Origin of the sequence: Merdibacter massiliensis, from assembly GCF_900155395.1 — a bacterium.
In the GTDB taxonomy this organism is placed as follows: domain Bacteria; phylum Bacillota_I; class Bacilli_A; order Erysipelotrichales; family Erysipelotrichaceae; genus Merdibacter; species Merdibacter massiliensis.
In genome coordinates this window covers 31,815-54,480 of sequence record NZ_LT699707.1, presented here as the reverse complement: position 1 = coordinate 54,480, position 22,666 = coordinate 31,815, and the positions used below count along the sequence as shown (strand labels likewise).

At 40.7% G+C, this 22,666-nt stretch carries 39 protein-coding genes; all 39 read left to right on the top strand.

All coding sequences use genetic code 11. From position 1 onward, the window contains the following. Positions 1 to 30: 30 nt before the first annotated feature. Positions 31 to 1,350 (top strand): M18 family aminopeptidase, encoded by a 1,320-nt coding sequence (locus BQ9859_RS00800; RefSeq protein ID WP_075876293.1) that lies wholly within the window; start codon positions 31 to 33, stop codon positions 1,348 to 1,350. 2 nt (positions 1,351 to 1,352) lie between these two features. Then, positions 1,353 to 2,009: a hypothetical protein gene (locus BQ9859_RS00795; protein WP_075876292.1), complete on the top strand. Its 657-nt coding sequence runs from the start codon at positions 1,353 to 1,355 to the stop codon at positions 2,007 to 2,009. A 353-nt stretch (positions 2,010 to 2,362) separates the two neighbouring features. Next, complete coding sequence (rpsJ, locus tag BQ9859_RS00790; RefSeq protein ID WP_075876291.1) at positions 2,363 to 2,674, top strand: 30S ribosomal protein S10; 312 nt, start codon at positions 2,363 to 2,365, stop codon at positions 2,672 to 2,674. A 14-nt stretch (positions 2,675 to 2,688) separates the two neighbouring features. Then, positions 2,689 to 3,378 carry a 50S ribosomal protein L3 gene (gene rplC, locus BQ9859_RS00785; protein ID WP_075876290.1) on the top strand — a complete coding sequence of 230 codons (690 nt, stop codon included), beginning with the start codon at positions 2,689 to 2,691 and terminating at the stop codon, positions 3,376 to 3,378. Positions 3,379 to 3,381: 3 nt separating this feature from the next. Next, positions 3,382 to 4,011 carry a 50S ribosomal protein L4 gene (rplD, locus tag BQ9859_RS00780; RefSeq protein WP_075876289.1) on the top strand — a complete coding sequence of 210 codons (630 nt, stop codon included), beginning with the start codon at positions 3,382 to 3,384 and terminating at the stop codon, positions 4,009 to 4,011. Beyond that, positions 4,011 to 4,310: a 50S ribosomal protein L23 gene (gene rplW / locus BQ9859_RS00775; RefSeq protein WP_075876288.1), complete on the top strand. Its 300-nt coding sequence runs from the start codon at positions 4,011 to 4,013 to the stop codon at positions 4,308 to 4,310. Before rplD ends, rplW begins: the two co-directional genes overlap by 1 nt. Positions 4,311 to 4,366: 56 nt before the next feature. After that, complete coding sequence (rplB, locus tag BQ9859_RS00770; RefSeq protein WP_075876287.1) at positions 4,367 to 5,200, top strand: 50S ribosomal protein L2; 834 nt, start codon at positions 4,367 to 4,369, stop codon at positions 5,198 to 5,200. Positions 5,201 to 5,220: 20 nt separating this feature from the next. Continuing rightward, positions 5,221 to 5,499, top strand: a complete 279-nt coding sequence (gene rpsS, locus BQ9859_RS00765; RefSeq protein WP_075876286.1) for a 30S ribosomal protein S19 — start codon at positions 5,221 to 5,223, stop codon at positions 5,497 to 5,499. Between the two features lie 11 nt (positions 5,500 to 5,510). Beyond that, complete coding sequence (gene rplV, locus BQ9859_RS00760) at positions 5,511 to 5,846, top strand: 50S ribosomal protein L22 (RefSeq protein WP_075876285.1); 336 nt, start codon at positions 5,511 to 5,513, stop codon at positions 5,844 to 5,846. An 11-nt stretch (positions 5,847 to 5,857) separates the two neighbouring features. After that, positions 5,858 to 6,637: a 30S ribosomal protein S3 gene (gene rpsC / locus BQ9859_RS00755; protein ID WP_075876284.1), complete on the top strand. Its 780-nt coding sequence runs from the start codon at positions 5,858 to 5,860 to the stop codon at positions 6,635 to 6,637. A gap of 14 nt (positions 6,638 to 6,651) precedes the next feature. Then, positions 6,652 to 7,068 carry a 50S ribosomal protein L16 gene (rplP, locus tag BQ9859_RS00750; RefSeq protein ID WP_075876283.1) on the top strand — a complete coding sequence of 139 codons (417 nt, stop codon included), beginning with the start codon at positions 6,652 to 6,654 and terminating at the stop codon, positions 7,066 to 7,068. Position 7,069: 1 nt separating this feature from the next. Continuing rightward, positions 7,070 to 7,270, top strand: a complete 201-nt coding sequence (gene rpmC, locus BQ9859_RS00745; protein WP_075876282.1) for a 50S ribosomal protein L29 — start codon at positions 7,070 to 7,072, stop codon at positions 7,268 to 7,270. A 16-nt stretch (positions 7,271 to 7,286) separates the two neighbouring features. Next, complete coding sequence (gene rpsQ / locus BQ9859_RS00740) at positions 7,287 to 7,544, top strand: 30S ribosomal protein S17 (RefSeq protein ID WP_075876281.1); 258 nt, start codon at positions 7,287 to 7,289, stop codon at positions 7,542 to 7,544. A gap of 19 nt (positions 7,545 to 7,563) precedes the next feature. Then, positions 7,564 to 7,932, top strand: coding sequence for a 50S ribosomal protein L14 (gene rplN / locus BQ9859_RS00735; protein ID WP_075876280.1), 369 nt, complete (start codon positions 7,564 to 7,566; stop codon positions 7,930 to 7,932). Positions 7,933 to 7,945: 13 nt separating this feature from the next. Beyond that, positions 7,946 to 8,278, top strand: a complete 333-nt coding sequence (rplX, locus tag BQ9859_RS00730; protein WP_075876279.1) for a 50S ribosomal protein L24 — start codon at positions 7,946 to 7,948, stop codon at positions 8,276 to 8,278. A 13-nt stretch (positions 8,279 to 8,291) separates the two neighbouring features. Next, entirely contained in the window at positions 8,292 to 8,831 is a 540-nt protein-coding gene (gene rplE, locus BQ9859_RS00725) for a 50S ribosomal protein L5 (RefSeq protein WP_075876278.1), read from the top strand. 15 nt (positions 8,832 to 8,846) lie between these two features. Then, positions 8,847 to 9,032 (top strand): type Z 30S ribosomal protein S14, encoded by a 186-nt coding sequence (locus BQ9859_RS00720; RefSeq protein ID WP_015535556.1) that lies wholly within the window; start codon positions 8,847 to 8,849, stop codon positions 9,030 to 9,032. Between the two features lie 20 nt (positions 9,033 to 9,052). Next, on the top strand, positions 9,053 to 9,448 hold the full coding sequence (rpsH, locus tag BQ9859_RS00715) for a 30S ribosomal protein S8 (protein ID WP_075876277.1): 396 nt from the start codon (positions 9,053 to 9,055) through the stop codon (positions 9,446 to 9,448). Positions 9,449 to 9,468: 20 nt separating this feature from the next. Continuing rightward, complete coding sequence (gene rplF / locus BQ9859_RS00710) at positions 9,469 to 10,014, top strand: 50S ribosomal protein L6 (protein ID WP_075876276.1); 546 nt, start codon at positions 9,469 to 9,471, stop codon at positions 10,012 to 10,014. 24 nt (positions 10,015 to 10,038) lie between these two features. Beyond that, on the top strand, positions 10,039 to 10,395 hold the full coding sequence (rplR, locus tag BQ9859_RS00705; protein WP_075876275.1) for a 50S ribosomal protein L18: 357 nt from the start codon (positions 10,039 to 10,041) through the stop codon (positions 10,393 to 10,395). 14 nt (positions 10,396 to 10,409) lie between these two features. Further along, positions 10,410 to 10,922, top strand: coding sequence for a 30S ribosomal protein S5 (gene rpsE / locus BQ9859_RS00700; RefSeq protein ID WP_075876274.1), 513 nt, complete (start codon positions 10,410 to 10,412; stop codon positions 10,920 to 10,922). Between the two features lie 14 nt (positions 10,923 to 10,936). Further along, positions 10,937 to 11,377 carry a 50S ribosomal protein L15 gene (gene rplO, locus BQ9859_RS00695; protein WP_075876273.1) on the top strand — a complete coding sequence of 147 codons (441 nt, stop codon included), beginning with the start codon at positions 10,937 to 10,939 and terminating at the stop codon, positions 11,375 to 11,377. A 1-nt stretch (position 11,378) separates the two neighbouring features. After that, positions 11,379 to 12,671 (top strand): preprotein translocase subunit SecY, encoded by a 1,293-nt coding sequence (gene secY / locus BQ9859_RS00690; RefSeq protein WP_075876272.1) that lies wholly within the window; start codon positions 11,379 to 11,381, stop codon positions 12,669 to 12,671. Between the two features lie 21 nt (positions 12,672 to 12,692). Next, entirely contained in the window at positions 12,693 to 13,343 is a 651-nt protein-coding gene (locus BQ9859_RS00685; RefSeq protein ID WP_075876271.1) for an adenylate kinase, read from the top strand. Positions 13,344 to 13,346: 3 nt separating this feature from the next. Next, on the top strand, positions 13,347 to 14,120 hold the full coding sequence (gene map / locus BQ9859_RS00680) for a type I methionyl aminopeptidase (RefSeq protein ID WP_075876270.1): 774 nt from the start codon (positions 13,347 to 13,349) through the stop codon (positions 14,118 to 14,120). Continuing rightward, the gene (gene infA, locus BQ9859_RS00675) at positions 14,113 to 14,331 is read left to right on the top strand and encodes a translation initiation factor IF-1 (protein ID WP_075876269.1); all 219 of its coding nucleotides are present in this window, start codon (positions 14,113 to 14,115) and stop codon (positions 14,329 to 14,331) included. Before map ends, infA begins: the two co-directional genes overlap by 8 nt. 24 nt (positions 14,332 to 14,355) lie before the next feature. Beyond that, a complete protein-coding gene (rpmJ, locus tag BQ9859_RS00670; RefSeq protein WP_075876268.1) occupies positions 14,356 to 14,472 on the top strand; it encodes a 50S ribosomal protein L36 in 117 nt (38 codons plus the stop codon). 17 nt (positions 14,473 to 14,489) lie between these two features. Further along, positions 14,490 to 14,855 carry a 30S ribosomal protein S13 gene (gene rpsM, locus BQ9859_RS00665; RefSeq protein WP_075876267.1) on the top strand — a complete coding sequence of 122 codons (366 nt, stop codon included), beginning with the start codon at positions 14,490 to 14,492 and terminating at the stop codon, positions 14,853 to 14,855. Positions 14,856 to 14,878: 23 nt separating this feature from the next. After that, complete coding sequence (rpsK, locus tag BQ9859_RS00660) at positions 14,879 to 15,274, top strand: 30S ribosomal protein S11 (protein WP_075876266.1); 396 nt, start codon at positions 14,879 to 14,881, stop codon at positions 15,272 to 15,274. Between the two features lie 25 nt (positions 15,275 to 15,299). Then, positions 15,300 to 16,259: a DNA-directed RNA polymerase subunit alpha gene (locus tag BQ9859_RS00655; protein WP_075876265.1), complete on the top strand. Its 960-nt coding sequence runs from the start codon at positions 15,300 to 15,302 to the stop codon at positions 16,257 to 16,259. A gap of 23 nt (positions 16,260 to 16,282) precedes the next feature. Next, entirely contained in the window at positions 16,283 to 16,648 is a 366-nt protein-coding gene (gene rplQ, locus BQ9859_RS00650) for a 50S ribosomal protein L17 (RefSeq protein ID WP_075876264.1), read from the top strand. 81 nt (positions 16,649 to 16,729) lie between these two features. After that, positions 16,730 to 17,308, top strand: coding sequence for an O-methyltransferase (locus BQ9859_RS00645; protein ID WP_075876263.1), 579 nt, complete (start codon positions 16,730 to 16,732; stop codon positions 17,306 to 17,308). 62 nt (positions 17,309 to 17,370) lie between these two features. Continuing rightward, a complete protein-coding gene (locus tag BQ9859_RS00640; protein ID WP_075876262.1) occupies positions 17,371 to 17,943 on the top strand; it encodes a ribonuclease E inhibitor RraB in 573 nt (190 codons plus the stop codon). A gap of 110 nt (positions 17,944 to 18,053) precedes the next feature. Continuing rightward, on the top strand, positions 18,054 to 18,881 hold the full coding sequence (locus BQ9859_RS00635) for an energy-coupling factor transporter ATPase (protein ID WP_075876261.1): 828 nt from the start codon (positions 18,054 to 18,056) through the stop codon (positions 18,879 to 18,881). Then, a complete protein-coding gene (locus tag BQ9859_RS00630) occupies positions 18,857 to 19,717 on the top strand; it encodes an energy-coupling factor transporter ATPase (protein WP_075876260.1) in 861 nt (286 codons plus the stop codon). The genes BQ9859_RS00635 and BQ9859_RS00630 overlap by 25 nt, the downstream gene beginning before the upstream one ends. Then, positions 19,710 to 20,516 carry an energy-coupling factor transporter transmembrane component T family protein gene (locus BQ9859_RS00625; protein ID WP_075876259.1) on the top strand — a complete coding sequence of 269 codons (807 nt, stop codon included), beginning with the start codon at positions 19,710 to 19,712 and terminating at the stop codon, positions 20,514 to 20,516. Before BQ9859_RS00630 ends, BQ9859_RS00625 begins: the two co-directional genes overlap by 8 nt. Next, positions 20,507 to 21,253: a tRNA pseudouridine(38-40) synthase TruA gene (gene truA, locus BQ9859_RS00620; protein WP_075876258.1), complete on the top strand. Its 747-nt coding sequence runs from the start codon at positions 20,507 to 20,509 to the stop codon at positions 21,251 to 21,253. The genes BQ9859_RS00625 and truA overlap by 10 nt, the downstream gene beginning before the upstream one ends. 4 nt (positions 21,254 to 21,257) lie before the next feature. Continuing rightward, positions 21,258 to 22,100, top strand: coding sequence for a histidinol-phosphatase (locus BQ9859_RS00615; RefSeq protein ID WP_075876257.1), 843 nt, complete (start codon positions 21,258 to 21,260; stop codon positions 22,098 to 22,100). 128 nt (positions 22,101 to 22,228) lie between these two features. Next, on the top strand, positions 22,229 to 22,666 hold the full coding sequence (rplM, locus tag BQ9859_RS00610) for a 50S ribosomal protein L13 (protein WP_075876256.1): 438 nt from the start codon (positions 22,229 to 22,231) through the stop codon (positions 22,664 to 22,666).

The following is a 22,666-nucleotide window of genomic DNA, read 5'->3' as shown; positions in this document are numbered from 1 at the left end:
TTAGCTGTCAGATAGATGGAGGAAGAAGTTATGTATAAACAAATGTCTGAAGAATTATTAACATTTATTAAACATAGTCCTAGCTGTTTTCATGCTGTACATACAATTGCAGGAATGTTGAAAGAAGCAGGTTTTCAAGAACTAAAAGAATGTGAAGCTTGGAGCTTGCAGCAAGGCGGCAAATATTTTACGACACGAAACAATTCAAGTGTAATTGCATTTACCATCGGAAAAGAGCTGGATGATTATCATTTCCAGATCACGGCATCTCATAGCGATTCGCCAACATTCAAGATCAAAGAAAAAGCTGAATTAAAAGGCAAAGGCGGTTATATTCAATTAAATACAGAAGGATACGGAGGCATGATTTGTTCTACATGGATGGATCGTCCATTATCCATTGCCGGCCGTGTTTTGGTACGTGAAGGAAATGCCTTGGTGTCTAAGCTGATTTCTTTTGATAAAGATCTGCTGTTGATTCCTAATGTTGCTATTCATATGCAAAGAGATGTCAACGATGGAATGGCATTTAATAAACAGGTGGATATGCTGCCGTTATTCTCTGCAGGAGAATGTGAAGAAGGCGATTTTTATCAGTTGCTTGCTGATGAATTGCATTGTGACGTAGAGGATATCTGTGGAACTGATTTATTTTTGGTAAACCGTGTTGAACCAAGCATTTGGGGCGCAAAAGAAGAGTTTATCTCAAGTGCCAAATTAGATGACTTGCAATGTGCTTTTACATCATTGAAAGCAATGCTTCAGTCAGAGAATCCACATGCAGTCAACGTCTATGCCTGCTTTGATAATGAAGAAGTTGGTTCTGGAACAAAACAAGGAGCTCTTTCCACTTTCCTTGCAGATGTTCTAAGCAGAATTAATGATAATTTGGGTTATGGCAATGAGGAATTGCGTCGTGCGATCGCCAAAAGTTTTATGGTATCTTGCGATAATGCACATGCCGTTCATCCAAATCATCCAGAGAAAACAGATGCTAATAACTGTACATACATGAACAAAGGTATTGTTGTAAAATACAGTGCAAATCAAAAGTATACGACAGATGGAATCAGTTCGGCAGTATTTACAGAATTGTGTAAAAAGGCGAATGTGCCTGTTCAGTTCTTTGCTAACCGTTCGGATATGGTTGGCGGAAGCACTTTAGGAAATTTGTCAAATCAACATGTTTCCTTGCATACTGTCGATATTGGGTTGCCGCAGTTAGCAATGCACTCAGCTTATGAGACTGCCGGTATCAAAGATACAGCATATATGGTACAAGCACTGACGACGTTCTATAATATGAATCTTCATATCACCGACAGTGATGTGGTCGAGGTTCAAGAATAACGATGACAGGATCCAAGAGAAAGAAGCGTACAAAAAAAGTACATATCGATAATCTGCATTTAGTAAAAAGATTAGAACCTGAATATATGCAGGCATTCTTTGATTTCGAAGAAGTGCTGGTAAAAGAGGCAATGGATGAAGCAAAAATCAATGTTATTGCCAATCTGGCCATTGAGCAATTACAAGAGGGAATGGCAAAAAAGAAGAAACCATCCTTGATCATAAATAAAGAAAAACATTATCAGACATACATTGCAAAAATGAGCAGGGGAGCGATGTTTCAGCAGATGAAGGAAAAGCTGAAACAGCAAGATTATGAAAAATTGACAATTTCAGGTATATGGCTCGTTTTCAGCGTTTGTCTCCTCTTGTTGTTTTTTAAAAACCTGATCACAGAAACTTATCTGATCAATTTCAGCATTGATTTGATAGCGGCTGCGGTAGCAGCTGTACTGGCTGTGCGGAATTATCAAGTTCGCTGGCATATCATCAAGCAGAGTGAGAAGAAAAGCTTCTATTTAGGCATGGACATCATTACACTGGCTCTTTGCGTGGTTGTGAAGGTGTTCGCACAAGGAAACTTTGATGTTTCTTACTTATTGTTGGTTATTTCTTACTTTGTAAGCAAGCAGCGTTATCGTAAAGACATGAAGAAATAGGTATAGAAAAGGCCGGTCATTTGAAATCAATGATCGGTTTTTTATTTGATAGAGGTAAAGCAAAAATATAAAAAAATACAGAAAATTTTTGCATCATTTATTGAAAACGCTTACGAAAAAAGTTAGAATGTTCTCTCTTTTTGTGAAATTAGAAAAAAATGGAAAATATGAAAAAAGTTGATAAATAAAGCAAAATAAACCTTGCAAACATGCTTTTCATCTGCTACAATAATACAGCGACCGCGAGGACGTGCGAGGTTGCCGACCCACCGAAAAGCGTTGTCATGAACGAGTGGGACGGGGAATTCGCATCGAGCGAGTCTATCTGGATATAGGCGAAAGGAGATTTATTCATGGCAAAAAACAGCGTAAGAATTCGTTTAAAAGCTTACGAGCACAGAATCTTAGATGCATCTGCAGAAAAGATCGTGCAGGCAGCACAGGCTCACGGTGCTAAGAAAATTGTTGGACCAGTACCACTTCCAACTGAAAAGCAGGTCGTAACGATCCTGCGTGCGGTACACAAAGACAAAGATTCTCGTGAACAATTCGAGATCAGAACTCACAAGCGTTTGATTGAGATCGTCGGACCAAGTGCAGAAACAATTGATTCATTGAGTCGTTTGGAACTGCCTAGCGGTGTAGACATCGAAATTAAGCTTTAATGGAGGTGCACAGCATGAAAGGTATTTTAGGACGCAAGTTAGGAATGACGCAAGTCTTCACTGAAGATGGCGTGATGATTCCTGTTACAGTAGTAGAGGCAGTGCCAAACATCGTGCTGCAGAAGAAAACAGTAGAAAACGATGGATATGAAGCAGTTCAGTTAGGCTTTGAAGATGTAAAAGAAAGACGTGCAACAAAAGCAAACGTTGGACATGCAAAGAAGGCGAACACGGCACCTAAACGTTTCGTTCGTGAAATTCGCGATTGCGAATTGGATGTAAACGTCGGTGATGAAGTGAAAGTGGATATCTTCGCTGCTGGTGAAACAGTAGATGTCATCGGTACAAGCAAAGGAAAAGGATACAACGGTACGATCGTGCGCAACAATGCACATCAAGGTCCAAAGAGCCATGGTGGTTCTAAGAACATCCGTCACATCGGTTCCTTAGCTACAAATGGTATCACATCTCGTCAGGGACGTATCTTGAAAGGTACGATCATGGCTGGTCAAGAAGGTGGTTACCATACAACAAATCAAAACTTGACCGTTGTAAAAGTAGATGCTGAGAACAACTACTTACTGATCAAAGGAAACGTGCCTGGGCCAAAACGTGGAATGGTGATGGTACGTACTGCTAAATGTTCAAAAGGAAACAAAGCCCCTGTAACTTTAGTAGACTACACAAAAGCAGAGGAGGAATAACAGATGCCTAAGATGGACGTAATCAACCAGGAAGGTAAAGTAGTAAGCTCAATTGAGCTGAAAGATGAAATTTTTGGTATCGAGCCAAATCAGCAGTGTATGTACGACGCAGTTGTTATGCAGTTAGCTAGCCGTCGTCAGGGTACTCACTGCACAAAAGGACGCAGCGAGGTAAGCGGCGGAGGACGCAAACCATACCGTCAGAAAGGAACTGGCCGCGCTCGTCAAGGTAGCATTCGTGCTGCTCAGTGGAGAGGTGGAGGAACAGTATTTGGTCCAAAACCACGCAATTATGGCTACCGTTTGAATCGCAAGGTTCGCCGTTTAGCTCTGAAGAGCGTATTGAGCGAAAAAGTAAATGAAAATGCAATGAGCGTTTTAGATAAGTTTACGATCGAAGCTCCAAAAACAAAGACATTCAATCAGATTCTTGCAGCAATCAACGCACCAAAGAAAACGCTGTTTGTCGTTTCTGAAAATGAAGATTACAATAACGCATTGCTTTCTATGCGCAACATCCCAACAATGATGATGCTGACAGCTGAGCGTATCAATGTCTTCGATATCATGAATGCAAATCAGGTCGTATTCACAGAAGCTGCTGTAAGAGATGTTGAGGAGGCATTAGGATAATGAATAACTATAGAGATATTATCATCCGTCCGATCATCACTGAAAAGACGATGCGTTACATGGATGCAGATAACAAAGTGACATTCGAAGTTGCAAAAGGTACCAATAAAGTACAGATTGCACAGGCTGTTAAAGCAATCTTCGGTGTAGATGTTGAAAAAGTAAACATCATCAATGTGAAACCAAAAACAAAACGCGTTGGACGTTATGTTGGTAAAACAAAAGCTGTTCGCAAAGCGATCGTAAAGATCAAAGCCGGACAACAAATTGATTTGTTTGGTGAAGGAAGCGAAAACTAAACATCAGGAAGACCGCGCTATTTCCTGAATAAACATGCGTAAGGAGGAAAAGGTTCATGCCTATTAAGAAGTATAAGCCGACGACGCCTGGACGTCGTGGGATGTCATCTCTTACATTTGAAGAGATCACAACAAATAAACCGGAAAAATCATTGATCGTTCCTTTGAAGAGCAAAGGTGGACGAAACAACAATGGTCGTATCACTACTCGTCATCAAGGCGGAGGTCATAAGAGAAGCTATCGTTTAATCGATTTCAAACGTAACAAAGATGGAATTCCAGCAAAAGTTGCGACAATCGAATACGATCCAAACCGTTCTGCAAACATTGCATTGCTGCACTATGTAGATGGTGAAAAACGCTATATCTTAGCTCCTAAAGGATTGACAGTAGGAATGAGCGTTGTATCTGGCAAGGATGCAGATATCAAAGTTGGTAACTGCTTGGAAATGAAAGACATGCCAGAAGGTACATTTATTCATAACGTAGAATTGCAGCCGGGCAAAGGCGGCCAGCTAGCACGTTCTGCCGGATGTTCTGCTCAGATCCTTGGTATTGAAGACAAATATGTAACTGTTCGTTTGTCATCAGGCGAAGTTCGTAAGATCTTGTCTAATTGCCGTGCAACTGTTGGTGAAGTCGGCAACGAAGACCACAGCTTGGTTAACATTGGTAAAGCTGGTCGTAATCGTTGGAAAGGTATTCGCCCAACAGTTCGTGGTTCTGTTATGAACCCTAACGATCACCCTCATGGTGGTGGTGAAGGACGTACACCTATCGGACGTAAATCACCAATGACGCCTTGGGGCAAGAAAGCTATGGGTGTGAAAACTCGTAAAACAAAGAAAGCTAGCGATAAGCTGATCGTTCGCCGTCGTAATGGCAAGTAGGCAAAGGAGGATATGAGAAAATGAGTCGTAGTTTGAAAAAAGGCCCGTTCTGTGATGACCATCTAATGAAAAAGGTGGAAGCATTGAATGCAGCAAATAAAAAAGAAGTAATCAAGACTTGGTCACGTCGTTCAACTATTTTCCCACAGTTTGTCGAGCATACATTTGCCGTTTACAACGGAAAAGAACACATTCCAGTATATGTTACGGAAGATATGGTTGGACATAAACTGGGTGAGTTCGTACCAACTCGTAAATATGCGGGACATGGTGCCGATGATAAGAAAGCGAAACGATAGGAGGGTACATCATGGAAGTAAAAGCAACAGCAAAAACTCTGCGCATCCCGCCTAGAAAAGCGCGCCTTGTATTGGACTTGATCCGTGGGAAAGATGTAGAGGAAGCAACTGCCATCTGCAAATTTACACCAAACGTTGCAGCTGAAGCAGTTGGAAAAGTATTGAAGTCTGCGGTAGCAAATGCCGTAAACAATAATGATATGGATGAAACAAAATTGTATGTAAAAGCTTGCTATGCAAATGAAGGCGTTACATTAAAACGTTTCATGCCACGTGCAAAAGGATCTGCTAGTGCGATCCACAAACGTACCAGCCACATTACTGTAGTGGTTGACGAGCGTGATTAAGGAGGTAGCTCATGGGACAGAAAGTTAGCCCGATCGGATTCCGCGTCGGAGTCATCCGCGACTGGGAATCAAGATGGTATGCAGATAAAGATTATGCAGATCTGCTGTTAGAAGATGTTAAGATTCGTGAATTCTTGATGAAAGAATGCAAACATGCTTCTGTATCAAGAGTGGAAATCGAGCGTTCCAAGAACCGTGTAACAATCATGATTCGCACTGCTCGTCCAGGTGTTGTGATCGGTACAAACGGTGAGAACATCGAAAACTTGAAAAAGAAATTAGAAAAAATGACTGGAAAGCATGTATACCTCAATGTTGTTGAGATTGCTAATCCAGATCTAGATGCTCGTTTGGTAGCAAGAAGCATCGCTGATCAATTGGAACAACGTGCATCTTTCCGTACTGCTCAAAAGAAAGCAATCCAAAGAACGATGCGTGCTGGTGCAAAAGGAATCAAAACTGCAGTCAGCGGTCGTTTGGGCGGTGCTGATATGGCGCGTACAGAAGGATACAGCGAAGGTGTTGTTCCTCTGCATACACTGCGTGCAGACATCGATTATGCTTGGGAAGAAGCGTCTACAACATATGGACGTCTGGGTGTAAAAGTATGGATTTGCCGTGGTGAAGTATTGCCTGGTGAAATGGTAAAAGAACCGGAAGCTCCTAAGAATGCACCGGATCGCCGTCGCCGCAATAACCGTCGCTCTCGTCCAAACAACAAAGGCGGCGTAAACCAAAAAGCAGAAGTAAAAGCTGAAGAGCAGACAAAAGCTCCAGCTGAAAATGCTTAAGGAGGTAATGAACCATGTTAATGCCTAAGAGAACTAAATACAGACGTCCACATCGTCTGAGTTATGAAGGACGTTCAAAAGCAGGACGTGAAGTAAACTTCGGTGAGTTTGGTCTGGTAGCAGAAAGCGGAAATTATGTTTCTAACCGTCAGATCGAAGCAGCCCGTATCGCCATGACTCGTTATATGAAACGTGGTGGTCAGGTTTGGATCCGTATCTTCCCTCATTTGGCTCGTACAAAGAAGCCGTTGGAAGTACGTATGGGTTCTGGTAAAGGTGCTCCAGAAGGATGGGTTGCAGTTGTAAAACCAGGACGAGTTATGTTTGAAATCGGTGGTGTCAGTGAAGAAATCGCTCGTGAAGCATTCCGTTTGGCCAGCCATAAACTGCCGGTAAAATGTAAATTTGTTAGAAAAGGAGAAGTGAAGTAAGATGACAGCGAAAGAGATCAGAGAAAAAAGCAACACTGAATTACTGCAAGAGATCGAAACGCTTAAAGATGAACTTTTTAATCTTCGTTTCCAGCAGGCTACCGGGCAGTTGGAGAACACCGCTCGCATGAAGACTGTGAAAAAGACGATTGCCCGCATTAAAACAGTAATGCGTGAGCGCGAGCTTGGTGCTCAGGAATAAGGAGGTCAAATAAGCGATGGAAAGATCGAATCGTAAAGTATATCGCGGTGTCGTAGTATCCGATAAGATGGATAAGACGATCACTGTTAGAATCGATACAAAGAAAACGCACCCATTATATGGTAAGCGTGTAAAATATTCGAAGAAATTCAAAGCACATGATGAAAACAATGAGGCTAGAATTGGAGATAAGGTAGTGATCATGGAAACTCGTCCACTGTCTGCTACTAAGCGTTTCCGTCTGGTTGAAATTGCTGAAAAAGCTGTTAAGTAAGACGCTGGGAGGTTAACTCATGATTCAAAACGAAAGTAGATTACGCGTCGCTGACAACACTGGAGCAAAAGAAGTTCTAGTAATTCGTTGTTTAGGCGGAAGCGTTCGTAAATTTTCAAACATTGGCGACATCGTCGTATGTACAGTTAAGCAGGCAACACCAGGTGGAACTGTAAAAAAAGGTGATGTTGTAAAAGGTGTCATCGTTCGTACAAAACGTGGTATTCGTCGCGAAAATGGTACATACATCCGTTTCGATGACAATGCAGTCGTATTGATCAAAGATGATAAAACACCGCGCGGAACTCGTATTTTCGGCCCGGTAGCTCGTGAACTGCGTGACAAAGACTTCATGAAGATCGTGTCTTTGGCACCGGAAGTACTGTAAGGAGGTGTCGCACGTGAAAATCAAAAAAGGTGATAAAGTACAGGTCATTACAGGTACTTATAAAGATACTGTAGGTGAAGTATTAGCATGCTTCCCAAAAGAAGACCGCATCATTGTGGAAGGCGTAAATGTTGTTAAAAAACATATGAAACCAACACAGGAAAATCCAGATGGCGGCATTGTTGAAAAAGAAGCGAAGATCCACGTTTCTAACGTCATGATTTATGATGAAAAAGCAAAGAAAGCTGGACGTGTTGGTTATAAATTTGAAACTGACAAAAAAGGCAACACAGAGAAGGTGCGCGTCAATAAGAAAACCGACGCTGTCATCAAGGGAAAGAAATAGGAGGGTTTAAGTGATGAACCGTCTCAATCAGAAGTATAAAGAAACAGTAGTTCCTGCACTGATGAAACAGTTTAACTATAAATCAGTAATGGAAGTTCCATATATTGACAAAGTCGTAATCAACATTGGTGTTGGTGATGCGATTGCCAACTCAAAAGCTTTGGATGAAGCAGTTGCTGAATTAGCTGCGATCACTGGTCAAGCTCCAGTAATCACGAAAGCAAAAAAATCAATTGCAAACTTCAAAGTGCGTGAAGGAATGCCTATTGGATGTAAAGTTACATTACGTCGTGAAAAGATGTATGATTTCTTAGATAAACTGATGAACATCTCTTTACCACGTGTACGTGACTTCCGCGGCGTGTCTGATACATCATTTGATGGTCGTGGTAACTATACATTAGGTATCAAAGAACAGATCATTTTCCCAGAAATTGATTATGATAAAGTTAACAAAGTACGCGGTATGGACGTTGTAATCGTTACTACTGCAAAAACAAATGAAGAAGCAAAGGCATTGTTAAGCGAAATGGGCATGCCTTTCAAGAAATAAGGAGGACAATAAGATATGGCAAAAAAAGCAATGATCAACAAACAACAGCGTCCTCAAAAGTTCAAAGTGCGTGAGTACACACGCTGCGAGCGTTGTGGTCGTCCTCACTCAGTATTGCGTAAATACAAACTGTGCCGTATTTGCTTTAGAGAACTGGCTTACAAAGGTCAGATCCCTGGAGTAAAAAAGGCAAGCTGGTAAGTTAAAGGAGGAATACAGTCATGATTATGACAGATCCAATCGCGGACATGCTGACAAGAATCCGTAACGGGTTACAGGCTCGTCACGAGACAGTATCCATGCCTGCAAGCAAGGAAAAAAAGGCAATTGCCAAGATCCTGAAAGATGAAGGATTCATCACTGACTACGCTGTTGAGGGTGATGTGAAGAAGACAATTACAATTACATTGAAATATGGACCTAACAAAGAAAAGGTCATCAATGGATTAAAGCGTATCTCAAAACCAGGTCTTCGTGTTTATGCACAGGTAGAAAATATGCCACGTGTATTAAATGGTTTAGGTATCGCAATCATCTCTACTTCTCATGGTCTGATGACAGATAAAGAAGCAAAAGCAAAACATGTTGGCGGCGAAGTAGTCGCTTACGTGTGGTAATAAGCGGAGGTAAATAGAAAATGTCACGTATCGGTAATAAAGCGATTACCATTCCAGCATGCGTTGAAGTAACTGTTGCTGCTGGCAATGAGGTGACTGTTAAAGGCCCAAAGGGTACTTTAACTCGTCAATTTTCACCAATATTAGGAATTAATGTTGATGGAAACATTTGTAATGTTACTCGTCCAAACGATGAAAAACAGACAAAACAGTTACATGGTACAACACGTGCATTGATCCACAATATGGTGGTTGGTGTAAGTGAAGGTTTCAAAAAAGAATTGCAGTTAGTAGGTATTGGTTTCCGTTCACAGGTAAGTGGTAAGAAATTAGTGCTGAATATCGGATATTCTCATCCGGTTGAATTCGATATTATCGATGGTATTGAAGTAAAATGTACTTCTGCAACGGATATCGAAATTTCCGGTATTGATAAGCAATTAGTTGGTGAATATGCTGCAAATGTTCGTGCTAGCCGTAAACCTGAACCTTACAAGGGCAAAGGTGTTCGTTACAAAGATGAGCACATTCGTCGTAAGGAAGGTAAAACTGCTGGTAAGAAATAGTAGTGGGAAAGGAGATTATGTACTATGCTTAAGAAAGTATCTAGAAATGATGAAAGAATTCGTCGTCACGTACGTGTACGTAGAAAAATCAGTGGTACACCTGAATGCCCACGTTTGAACGTATTCCGTTCTAATGCACATATCCATGTACAGATTATTGACGATGTAAATGGAAATACGCTGGTATCTGCTAGCAGCGTTGAATTGAAATTAGCAAATGGCGGTAACATCGAAGCTGCAAAAGCTGTTGGTAAGGCAATTGCTGAGCGTGCTTTGGAGAAGAATATTACAAATGTGGTATTTGACCGTGGCGGATATATTTACACTGGACGTGTAAAAGCAGTAGCTGAGGCGGCTAGAGAAGCCGGCCTGAAATTTTAAGGGAGGTCATGCGAATGGAACGCAAACCAAGAAGAGATCGTGATCGCGAAAAAGAATTTGAGACACGTGTCGTAACGATCAACCGTGTAACCAAAGTAGTTAAAGGTGGACGTCGTTTCCGCTTCGCTGCTCTTGTAGTTATCGGAGATAAAAAAGGACGTGTTGGTTTTGGAACTGGTAAAGCAAACGAGGTTCCTGATGCAATTCGTAAAGCTGAAGAAGATGCAAAGAAGAACCTGTTCCGTGTTCCGATCATCGGAACGACCATTCCTCATGAAATTACTGGTATTTATGGTGCAGGTGAGGTCTTCCTGCGTCCAGCTAGCGAAGGTACCGGAGTTATCGCCGGTGGTGCTGTGCGTGCCGTATTAGAATTAGCTGGAATCAGTGATATCTTATCAAAATGTATCGGAAGCCGTACACCAATCAACATGGTGCGTGCGACAGTAGATGCATTGCAGAATTTGAAGACAGTAGAAGACATTGCTCGCCTTCGTGGTAAAAAACCAGAAGAAATTCGCGGTTAGCAGGAGGATTGAAAATGAAACTACATGAATTGAAATATACGGAAGGTTCTCGTCAGACACGTAATCGTGTTGGACGTGGACAAGGTTCCGGAAATGGTAAAACAGCTGGCCGTGGACAAAAAGGTCAGAAAGCAAGAAGTGGCGGAGGAGTTCGTCTTGGATTTGAAGGTGGTCAAACACCATTAGCAAGACGTTTGCCTAAGCGCGGCTTCACAAACTTTGCTCGCAAAGAATATGCAATCGTTAATCTGGATAGCTTGAATCGTTTTGAAGACGGTGCAGAAGTTACTCCAGAATTGTTGATCGAAGCCGGTCTTGTAAAAAAAGAATTAAATGGTATCAAGATCTTGGGTGAAGGAACATTGGAAAAGAAACTGACTGTAAAAGCAAATAAATTTTCCAAGAGCGCAATTGCAGCGATTGAGAATGCAGGCGGAAAAGCAGAGGTAATCTAATATGTTTAGCAAGTTTACCGCAATGATCAAAAATAAAGATATTCGAAAACGTATCTTATATACATTGTTGGTACTCTTTATCTTCCGTATGGGTTCTGCACTTACTGTTCCTGGAGTAAATACTTCAGATTTAGTGCAAGGAATGGGTGACAACACCCTGTTTACTATGATAAGCTTATTAGGAGGCGGAGGGCTGGAACAGTTCTCTGTCTTCGCACTAGGCGTTACACCATACATCACAGCATCGATCATTATTCAGTTGCTTTCGATGGATGTTATTCCTCCGCTGAGCGAATTAGCTAAAGGCGGTGCAAAAGGAAGAAAACAGTTGGATCGATACACTCGTTATATGGCTGTTGTTCTCGGTTTTGTACAAGCTGGTTTCTTAGTATGGGGATTCTCCAATCAATATTCAACGTTGATCGACGGCGGAGCAACTATGTCAAAGATCTTGTATATCGCAACGATCTTTACAGCCGGCAGCATGTTCTTGTTATGGTTGGGCGATCGTATTTCTTTAAAAGGTATCGGCAATGGTGTATCTATCATCATTTTTGCTGGTATCGTAGGTCGTTTGCCAAATCAGGTATCTTCTATGTGGACAACTTTGGTTGGTTCAGATGCCGGCAGTGCAGCGTTTAGTGGACTCTTAAGCTTTGCCCTTTATATTTTGTGCTATCTGTTGATCATCGTATTTGTTGTATTTATGAATTTAGCGGAAAGAAAGATTCCAATTCAATATACTTCAAGCACGATTACAAACAGACGTAAGGATATGACATATTTGCCGTTGAAGATAAATTCAGCGAGCGTCATTCCAGTCATTTTTGCTAACGCGATCATGATGGCGCCAATTCAAATAGCTAGTTTCTTCCCTTCAAACAGTTTCATTCAAGGAATGAATTACTTTTTAGGCATGAAGAATGGCTGGAGTTTGTGCATTTATGTCGTATTGATCATTCTGTTTACATTCTTCTACACAAAGCTGCAGATCGATCCTGCTAAAATAGCAGAGAATTTGGGTAAATCCGGAACGTATATTCCAGGTATTCGCCCAGGCAATGAGACAAAAGAATATGTAAATAAAGTTTTATGCCGAATCACTGTTTTAGGTTCGATCGGTCTGGCCTTTATTTCCGTATTGCCGCACGCAATTCCATTGTTCACAAGTTTGCCGAGCTCAATGGGAATTGGTGGAACTGGTATCATCATCGTTGTCGGTGTAGCGCTTGAAACTGTAAAACAGTTAGAGGGTCAAATGACGCAGAAATCTTATAAGCGTTTCTTTGAATAAAATTAGAAGAAGGTGTATCAAATGAATATCTTGATCATGGGCGGACCTGGTGCTGGAAAAGGTACAATGTCCGCAAAAATCGTAGAAAAGTACAATATCAACCATATTTCTACAGGTGATATCTTCCGCAGCGAAATCGGTAATCAGACAGAGCTGGGAATGTTAGCAAAAAGTTATATGGATAAAGGGTTGTTAGTGCCGGATGAAGTAACCAATAAAATGGTTAAAAGTTATTTAGAAAATCTAACAGATCGCAAAAATGGCTTTTTATTGGATGGTTATCCAAGAACATTGGATCAGGCATTAGCATTTAATGAATTAAGCGAAGGAACTGATCTTGCAATTGATAAAGTAATTGCAATGGAATTGGATTTCTCTGTTTTAGCAGGTCGTATCACAGGACGTCGCTTATGTAAAAACTGTGGTGAGATCTATCACTTAACTACAAAACCTCCAAAAAAAGAAGGAGTTTGTGATGTTTGTGGTGGAGAACTTTATCAGCGTAAAGATGATACAGAAGAAAGTTTGAAAGTTCGTTTAGATGAATATACAAAACAAACACAACCTGTATTGGATTACTATGACAAAAAAGGAATAGTAAAGCATATTAACGCTGATCAGCCAATCGAACAAGTTTGGCAGGATGTGCAGGCTGCGTTAGATGCGGAGTAAGAAATGATCCATCTAAAAACAGCCGGTGAACTACAGAAAATGCGTGAAGCAGGACGAATCGTAGCTTTAGCACACGAATGTGTCCATTGCAATATTCGTCCCGGCATGACGACAAAACAATTAAATGCGTTATGTGAGGACGTCATTGTAAAAGCGGGAGCCATACCTTCCTTTAAAGGTCTGTATGGCTTTCCTGCGGCTACATGTATTTCCGTTAACTCTCTTTTGGTTCACGGTATTCCAGATGATACCATATTAAAAGAGGGAGACATTGTTTCAGTCGATATTGGGGCCTGTTATCAAGGGTACCATGGCGATTCCGCTTGGACATATGCTGTAGGAGTGATCGATGAAGCGGATCAAAGGTTGATGCAGATCAGTGAAGCTTCTTTGTTTGAAGGTTTAAAATATGCAAAAGCGGGGAATCGTTTAACTGATATATCTCATGCAATTGGCGAGTTTGTGTTTGCGCATGGCTACTCAATTCCAAGAGATTATACAGGACATGGCGTCGGAAAAAACATACATGAGGATCCGGCGGTTCCGAATTTTGGTCCTGCAGGCTATGGAGTGATCTTAAAGCCAGGCATGACGATTGCTGTTGAACCAATGGTTCTAGCAGGACGACCACAAACGAGAGTATTGAAGGATGGCTGGGGCGTAATTACCAAAGATGGAGCAAAAGCCGCACATTACGAACATACAATCGCAATAACAAACAATGGGTATGAAATACTCACTACACTGATAAAGGAGGAACATCCAGAGAATGGGTAAACAAGATGTGATCGAAATCGATGGCGAAGTCATCGATACACTGCCAAATGCAATGTTCAAAGTGAGATTAGCAAATGGACACGAAATACTGGCTCACGTTTCTGGTAAAATCCGTATGCATTACATCCGCATTTTACCAGGGGATCGTGTAACTGTTGAAATCTCGCCTTATGATTTAACACGTGGGCGTATAACATTCCGACATAAATAGTCGTGAATACAAGGAGGAAGACAAATGAAAGTAAGACCATCTGTCAAACCAATGTGCGATAAATGCCGTGTAATTAAACGTAAAGGTCGCGTAATGGTTATTTGTGAAAATCCAAAACATAAACAAAGACAAGGAAACTAATGGAGGTATAAACCAATATGGCTCGTATTGCAGGAGTTGATATTCCACGTGACAAACGTGTTGTAGTATCATTAACTTATATTTATGGTATCGGTCGTCCGACAGCAGAACAGATCTTAGCAAAAACTGGGATCAGCGAGGATATCCGTGTAAAAGATCTGACAGACGAACAAGTAAATGCAATCCGTAAAGAAGTAGATGCAATCAAAGTAGAAGGTGATTTGCGTCGTGAAGTTGCATTGAACATCAAACGTTTGATGGAAATTGGATGCTATCGTGGTATCCGTCATCGTAAAGGTCTGCCAGTACGTGGACAGCGTACAAAAACAAATGCTCGTACTCGTAAAGGCCCAAGCCGCACAGTAGCGAACAAGAAGAAGTAGGACGACATAGGAGGAAGTAAAGTATGGCAAAGAATACAAAATCCACATCTCGTAAACGTCGTGTTCGTAAGAATATAGCGCGCGGATGTGCACATATTCATTCAACGTTCAATAATACTATCGTCACTATTACAGATGAGAGTGGGAACGCTGTAGCATGGTCTAGTGCTGGAGCACTTGGCTTTAAAGGTTCTCGTAAATCTACTCCATATGCAGCACAGATGGCTGGAGAAGCTGCTGGTAAAGCTGCTATTGACAATGGTATGAAACAGGTATCTGTTAACGTAAAAGGTCCAGGTCCTGGACGTGAAGCAGCAGTTCGTGCTCTGCAGGTAGCAGGTCTTGAGATCACTATGATCAATGATGTAACACCAATCCCGCACAACGGATGTCGTCCACCAAAACGACCACGTGGTTAATAAACCTTAGCTGAGGAGGTATCGTATGCAAAAATTCGAACGTGCAAATTTTGAAGTAAAAGAATACGTAGAATCTGAACACTACGGTAAGTTTGTATTTGAACCATTGGAACGTGGATTCGGTACAACGATCGGTAACGCACTGAGACGTGTTTTGCTCTCCTCTTTACCGGGAGCTGCCGTTTTTGCAATCAAGATGGATGGCGTATATCATGAATTTACAGCTATTCCTGGGGTTGTAGAAGATGTGACGGCAATCATTTTGAATATCAAGAAATTAATCTTGAAGATCCAAGATGATGAGGTATATACACTGCGCATTTCAAAACGCGGTCCAGGTGAAGTAACTGGCGCTGATATCATTTGTCCAGAAGGTGTTGAAGTTCTGAGCAAAGATCAGTACATCTGCACATTGGAAGAAGACGGCGTTCTTGAAATGGAATTGCAGGCCCGTGTTGGACGTGGTTATGTGAGTGCAGATACAAATAAAGCATTGTATCAAACACAAAACCAACCATTGGGAACTATTTATACTGATGCAATTTATACACCAGTGGAAAAAGTATCTTATTTATCTGAACCAACACGCGTTGGTCAAAATGCAAAATATGACAAAGTAACCTTGGAGATCACGACAGATGGATCGATCACTCCGGCTGAATCTGTTGCTTGGGCTGCAAAGATCCTGATTGATCATTTGGAAATCTTAACAAGCGTTCATGAACAGATCAATGATATGGATTCTGTTATGAAGGAAGCACAAGGTGAAGTTCAAAACAAGGGACTTGTCATGATGATTGAAGACTTGGACTTATCCGTTCGTTCATATAACTGTTTAAAACGTGCAGGTATTCAAACGGTTGAAGAATTGACACAAAAAACAGAGGATGAAATGATGCGGGTTCGTAACCTTGGCAAGAAATCACTGAAAGAAGTCAAAGATAAGATCTATGAATTGGGTCTTAGCTTTAAATCTTATGAATAAGGCTGAAGGAGGTTAACTACCAAATGTGGAATCGTAAATTAGGACGTACTGCAGATCATCGTAAAGCATTGTTGCGTAACATGGTTACTTCTTTGATTGAAGCAGAACAGATAGAAACAACTGAAATGAAAGCAAAAGAATTGAGCAGTGTAATGGATGAACTTGTTACATTGGCAAAACGTGGTGACTTACATGCACGTCGTCAGGCAGCTGCTTATATTCGCAACGTAGTTGTTGATGAAGAAAAAGGAACAACTGCTTTGCAGAAATTATTCAGTGAGATTGCTCCTAAATATGCAGATCGTAAAGGTGGATATACACGTGTGATCAAAACACGTATTCGTCGCGGTGATGCTGCTCCAATGGCAATCGTTGAATTCGTTAAATAATTATACGAATCATAGGGACATGAAAGTGTCCCTTTTTTATGCTATACTTATACATATTGCCCGGGAAATGGAGTGAAGGATATGGATCTAATTCAAAAGATGGAAGCATATGCAAAAGAACATCATGTACCGATCATGGAGAAAGACGGTATTGAATTCTTATTGCGATTCATTGACGAACAAAATTGCAAAAATATTCTAGAAATTGGGAGTGCCATTGGTTATTCAGCAATTCGAATGGCAATGCTAGCAGATGATATTCACGTTGATACGATCGAGCGGGATGAAGAGCGGTATCATCTTGCAAAACAAAATATACAAGAAGCAAAATTGGAAAACCAAATCAACATACAACTAGCGGATGCATTAGAGGCCAGCGTAAGTGGAAGATATGACCTGATCTTTATCGATGCTGCTAAGGCGCAGTATATACGTTTCTTTGAACGTTATGAGCCATATTTGCAAACAGGAGGATATATTCTGTCTGATAATTTGGGATTTCACGGTATGGTGAGCGGAGAAGTGATTCCCAAGAGCAGAGCAACGAGGGCATTGGTACGAAAGATCAAATTATACATTGATTATTTAAAAGAGAATAAGAAATATGAAACACAATTCTATGAAATAGGAGATGGAATCGCAGTTTCCAAAAAAAGATAAATCACACGAATTATCTATGTGAAGTGTGATACAATAAGATTAATAATGAGGAGGTCACACTTATGAAACTTTCAAGACTAATTCCTGCAATTGCTGCAGTTGGTGGCGCAGTTGCGTTGGCAGTTTATAAACTGCAGAAAGACAAAAAAGAGATCATAAAACTGGATGAAGGATTGCTATTAGATGAAGAAGGAGATTCTTTTGATGATATGCATATTGATGATGTCAGCGCGTCTACTGCTGCCGATGTCGATGTAGATATTCCTGCGTTTAAAGAAGAGGAAGCGAATGCACAACCCCCCTTTGTGATGGATGACGAAACAAAGGCAAAGATCGAAAAGAATGTAACGGATGCGATTTCTGCACTTGCTGCTGTAGGGGATATACATAGCGCAGAAAGACCGGTAGAGCATCAAATGTCATTTCCAGATGAAACAGCATTAGCTAGTTTCAAAGAGACAGTTATCAAGCGCGGATATGTAGTTACAAAAGGAGAAGATCCAAAAGTAGCTGTTGTCATGCATATCGCACCAATGGATCATGAAATCATGCTTCAGCATGTGTTTTACCTATATGAAGAAACAAAAAAACAAAACGGTACATACGAGGGATGGCACTGCAACCCGGTGTATTAGAGGAAAGTGATAAAATAGGGGATCTAAACGAATGGATCCTCCTTTTTATTGTTTGTTTTCCACTGTTTCGTGGTGTATAATAAAACAGTTGAATCTTTGAGGTGATGATCATGCAAAAGATAGAAGTAGAACATTTATCGTTTTCTTATGACGGAGAAGAAGATGTGTTGAAAGACGTGAGTTTTCAAATTGAAGAAGGCAGTTATACAACGATCGTTGGCCATAATGGATCGGGCAAATCGACCATTGCAAAACTATTGATCGGATTGATGGAAGCTAAATCAGGAAACATTCGCGTAGATGGTGTAGAATTAAACGAAGACAGTGTGTACGATATACGAAATAAAATCGGGATCGTATTTCAGAATCCGGATAACCAGTTTATTGGTGCAACCGTTGCGGATGATATTGCTTTTGGGTTAGAAAATCATCAAGTTCCTCAAGAGAAAATGCAGGAAATTATTGAAAACTATGCAGAACGTGTGAATATGAGCAAGTATCTGAACAGTGAACCTACAAAGCTTTCGGGCGGACAAAAACAACGTGTGGCAATAGCGAGCGTATTAGCAATTGCTCCGCAAATTTTAATTTTTGATGAGTCTACCAGTATGCTGGATCCAAAAGGAAAAACTGAAATTAATGCATTGATCAAAAAAATCCATGAAGAATCAAAGATGACTATCGTATCGATTACGCATGATATTGAGGAAATGGCACATAGTGATCATGTAATTGTAATGAGCGGCGGCAAAGTAGTCATGGATGGAACACCGCAAATGATATTGAAAAGAGAAAAAGAATTAGTGGATCTGCATCTTGATGTTCCTTTTGCATTAAAATTTGTACATGCCATGGAACAGCAGGGAGTCCAATTACATGAAGAAATTCAAATGGAAAGAGTGGTGGAAGAACTATGTCGATTACGTTTCGGGGAGTAGCACATACTTATAATAGCGGGACACCGTTTTCTTATGCCGCATTAAAGAATATCGATTTAAATATCGAGGAGAATAAAATTACCGCAATTATTGGAGAGACCGGCAGCGGAAAATCTACCTTGGTTCAACACTTGAATGCACTTCTGTTACCTACAAAAGGTGAATTAGAAGTATGCGGGAATCTAATACAGGCAAAAGAGAAACCAAAGAATTTAAAAGAACTGCGTAAAAATGTAGGTTTGGTGTTTCAATTTCCTGAATATCAGTTATTTGAAGAAACTGTAGAAAAAGATATCGCTTTTGGACCGAAGAACTTTGGCGCAACAGTAGAAGAAGCATGTGCAACGGCAAGAAAGGTCCTTCCTTATGTTGGGCTGCCAGAAACATATTTACAGCGTTCTCCATTTGAATTATCAGGCGGACAGAAAAGGCGTGTAGCGATTGCGGGTATTTTAGCGATGGATCCAAATGTCCTTGTCTTAGATGAGCCGACAGCTGGATTAGATCCGCAAGGTGCTAGGGAAATGATGGAACTTTTTGTCAAGATGAATCGGGAGTTTCATAAAACGGTTCTATTGGTCACGCATGATATGGAGCATGTGCTACGCTATTGTGATAATGTCGTTGTTGTAAAAGATGGAACGATCTGTCTTCATCAGACAGTACAGGAATTCTTTCAAGATCCTTCGATATTAAGTGATTTGCGTATAACTCCGCCAGCCATCATTCGTTTAAGAGAAGCTTTGAATAAAAAGGGGTTTCAATTATCTAATGATCTTTTATCAGTAGAAGACTTGGCGAAAGAAGTTGCAAAGGAGGTAAAAGATCATGAATAATATCGCATTAGGACAGTATCTTCCCTTAAATTCGATCGTACATAAAATGGATCCACGTGCAAAGATCGCAGCGATGTTATTGGTTATGATCGCTATCTTCATTCCTGCCGGTTATAGTGGATATATCGTGCTGGGCGTTATTGTATGTTTGGTAGCATTGCTGGCAAAGCTTCGTCTATCTTTTGTTTGGAGAGCCATGCGGCCGATGTTGTTCATGCTGGTATTTCTGCTGGTGATCAATATTTTAGTAATACATGACGGATATGTCGTATTATCGCTGGGCAGTTTTCGCATTTATAGCGGAGCAATCTCGCAAACATTATATATCGTGATTCGCTTGGCCTTGATGGTGACGATCACAACGATCCTAACGGCAACTACAAAACCTTTGGATCTCACTTTGGGTATTGAGGATTTATTAAAACCATTTCAAAAAATTGGTCTGCCTGCACATGAAATTGCGATGATGATATCGATAGCCCTTCGTTTCATTCCTACATTGATCGAAGAAACGCAGCGCATCATGAAAGCACAGGCTTCCCGTGGAGTAGATTTGGAAAACGGATCGATCAAGGAAAAAATTTCTGCAATTCTTTCATTATTGGTGCCATTGTTAGTTTCGGCATGGGACCGTGCAGTACAGCTGGCCGATGCAATGGAAGCAAGAGGATATGTACCTGGAAAGAATAGGACGCGTTATAAAGTATTAAAGATGAAAAATTACGATTTTGCTTTATTGTTTGGCGGATTGCTGTTGTTGGTCATGATGATCGTAATGGGAGTTCTTGGATGCGCATAAAGATGACATTGAGTTATGATGGCAGCAATTATGCAGGATGGCAGCGGCAGATCAATGCATTAGGGATCGAGACAGTTGTCATGGAGGCATTGGCACGATTGCATCATCACCCTGTGGAGATAACCGCAAGCGGACGAACAGATGGCGGGGTCCATGCATTGGCCCAGGTGATTCATTTTGACAGTGATATTTGTATGGGTGAAGAACATTGGATACGGGCGATGAATGCCTTGTTGCCCTTAGATATTCGTGTACTGGCAGCCAAGGAAGTAAATGAACACTTTCATGCACGTTTTGATGCGATTCGAAAACGATATGAGTATCGTGTCAGTTATGATGATCTGAATCCTTTTTACCATCGTTATTATGCACTGTATCACGGTCAATTAGATATAGATCGAATGCAGCGCTGTGCAGATAAATTGATCGGCACCCATGATTTTACCAGTTTTACTTCCAGCCGGATCGATCCGCGTAAATCACGAATTCGCACATTGTATAAGTGTGATGTGCTGAAAGAAGACAACGGAGTACGTTTTTGTTTGGAAGGGAATAGTTTCTTGCGTTATATGGTTCGTATGATCGTTGGAACTTTAATAGAGGCAGGAAGAGGCCGTCTAGATGAAAAAGATGTCGAATGGATACTGAAAGCAAAAGATAAGCATGCCTGTCGTTATAAAGCGCCGGCAAGCGGCTTATATTTAGTAAAAGTCTGGTATAAAGAAAGTGAGGAGTAAAACAATGAGAAAGACAAATTATCATACACATACGAAACGATGCATGCACGCATGTGGAAATGATGAAGAATACGTTTTAGCTGCTATTCAAAATCATTATGAAGTATTGGGTTTTTCAGATCATACCCCATGGAATTATAAAAAAGAGTTTACTTCTCACACACGTATGAAAGTATCACAAGCGCAGGGTTATATAAACAGTATTGCTGCATTAAGAGAAAAATACAAAGATCAGATTGAAATCAAAATTGGTTTTGAATGTGAGTTTTTTCCTGAGTATTTAGAATGGCTGCTTGATTTTTTGGTTGAGAAAAAAATTGATTATATTATCTTTGGCCATCATTTTTATCGAAGCGATGAAAACAAAGCAACAGGTGATTGTATTTATTTTGGCGGCATTCGTGATCATGCATCTTTGAAATTATACGTGGAGGATGCCATTACAGCAATGAAGACAGGAATGTATTCATATTTTTGCCATCCGGAGTTATTTATGCGCGGATTCAAAGAGGTGGATACGGAAGTGAAAAAAGCATATTACGCTATCTGTGAATGTGCTAAAGCTTATCATATCCCATTGGAATATAACCTTGCAGGAGCAGCATACAACCAATCCATGCATCAGGAGGCTTATCCTCATCATGCATTTTGGGAGGTAGCTGCAGAAGTAGGAAATACTGCCATCATTGGAGTAGATACACATGATCCGCGTGCATTGATGGATGATGGCTTCCGAAATGAAGGACTGCAATTTTTACATCAGTTAGGGATTCAAATCACGGATACGTTGCCGCTGGTGGATTTTCAAGCGATAAAGAATGCAAAAACATTGAAAAATATACGATAAAAACAATGAAAAATATACGATAAACATTGACTTTTTTGAATTAGAAAGATAAAATAATATCTGCCGTAATGGCGTAACTCTCTTTTATTGAGACCCGGTACAATCTCAAACACAAGGAGGAATAGGTAATGCGTCAAACAACTATGACGAAACCTGCTGAAGTAACACGTACATGGTATATCGTGGATGGTGCAGGTAAGACTTTAGGTCGTCTGGCTACAGAAGTAGCTACTGTATTAAGAGGTAAACATAAACCTACTTATACACCAAACGTAGACTGCGGTGATTATGTAATCGTAATCAATGCGGACAAGATCGAAATGACTGGAAACAAATTGGATACAGAGAAATACTACAACCACTCTGGATATGCAGGAGGACTTCGTGTTCGTAGTGCTCGTGTAATGAAAGAAAAATACACAGTGGAATGGGTAGAACGTGCAATCCAAGGTATGCTTCCGCATACAAAATTAGGTGATGTACAGCGTAAACATTTATTTGTTTATAAAGGTGCTGAACATCCACATGCAGCTCAGAAACCAGTAGAACTGGTTATCAAAGGATAG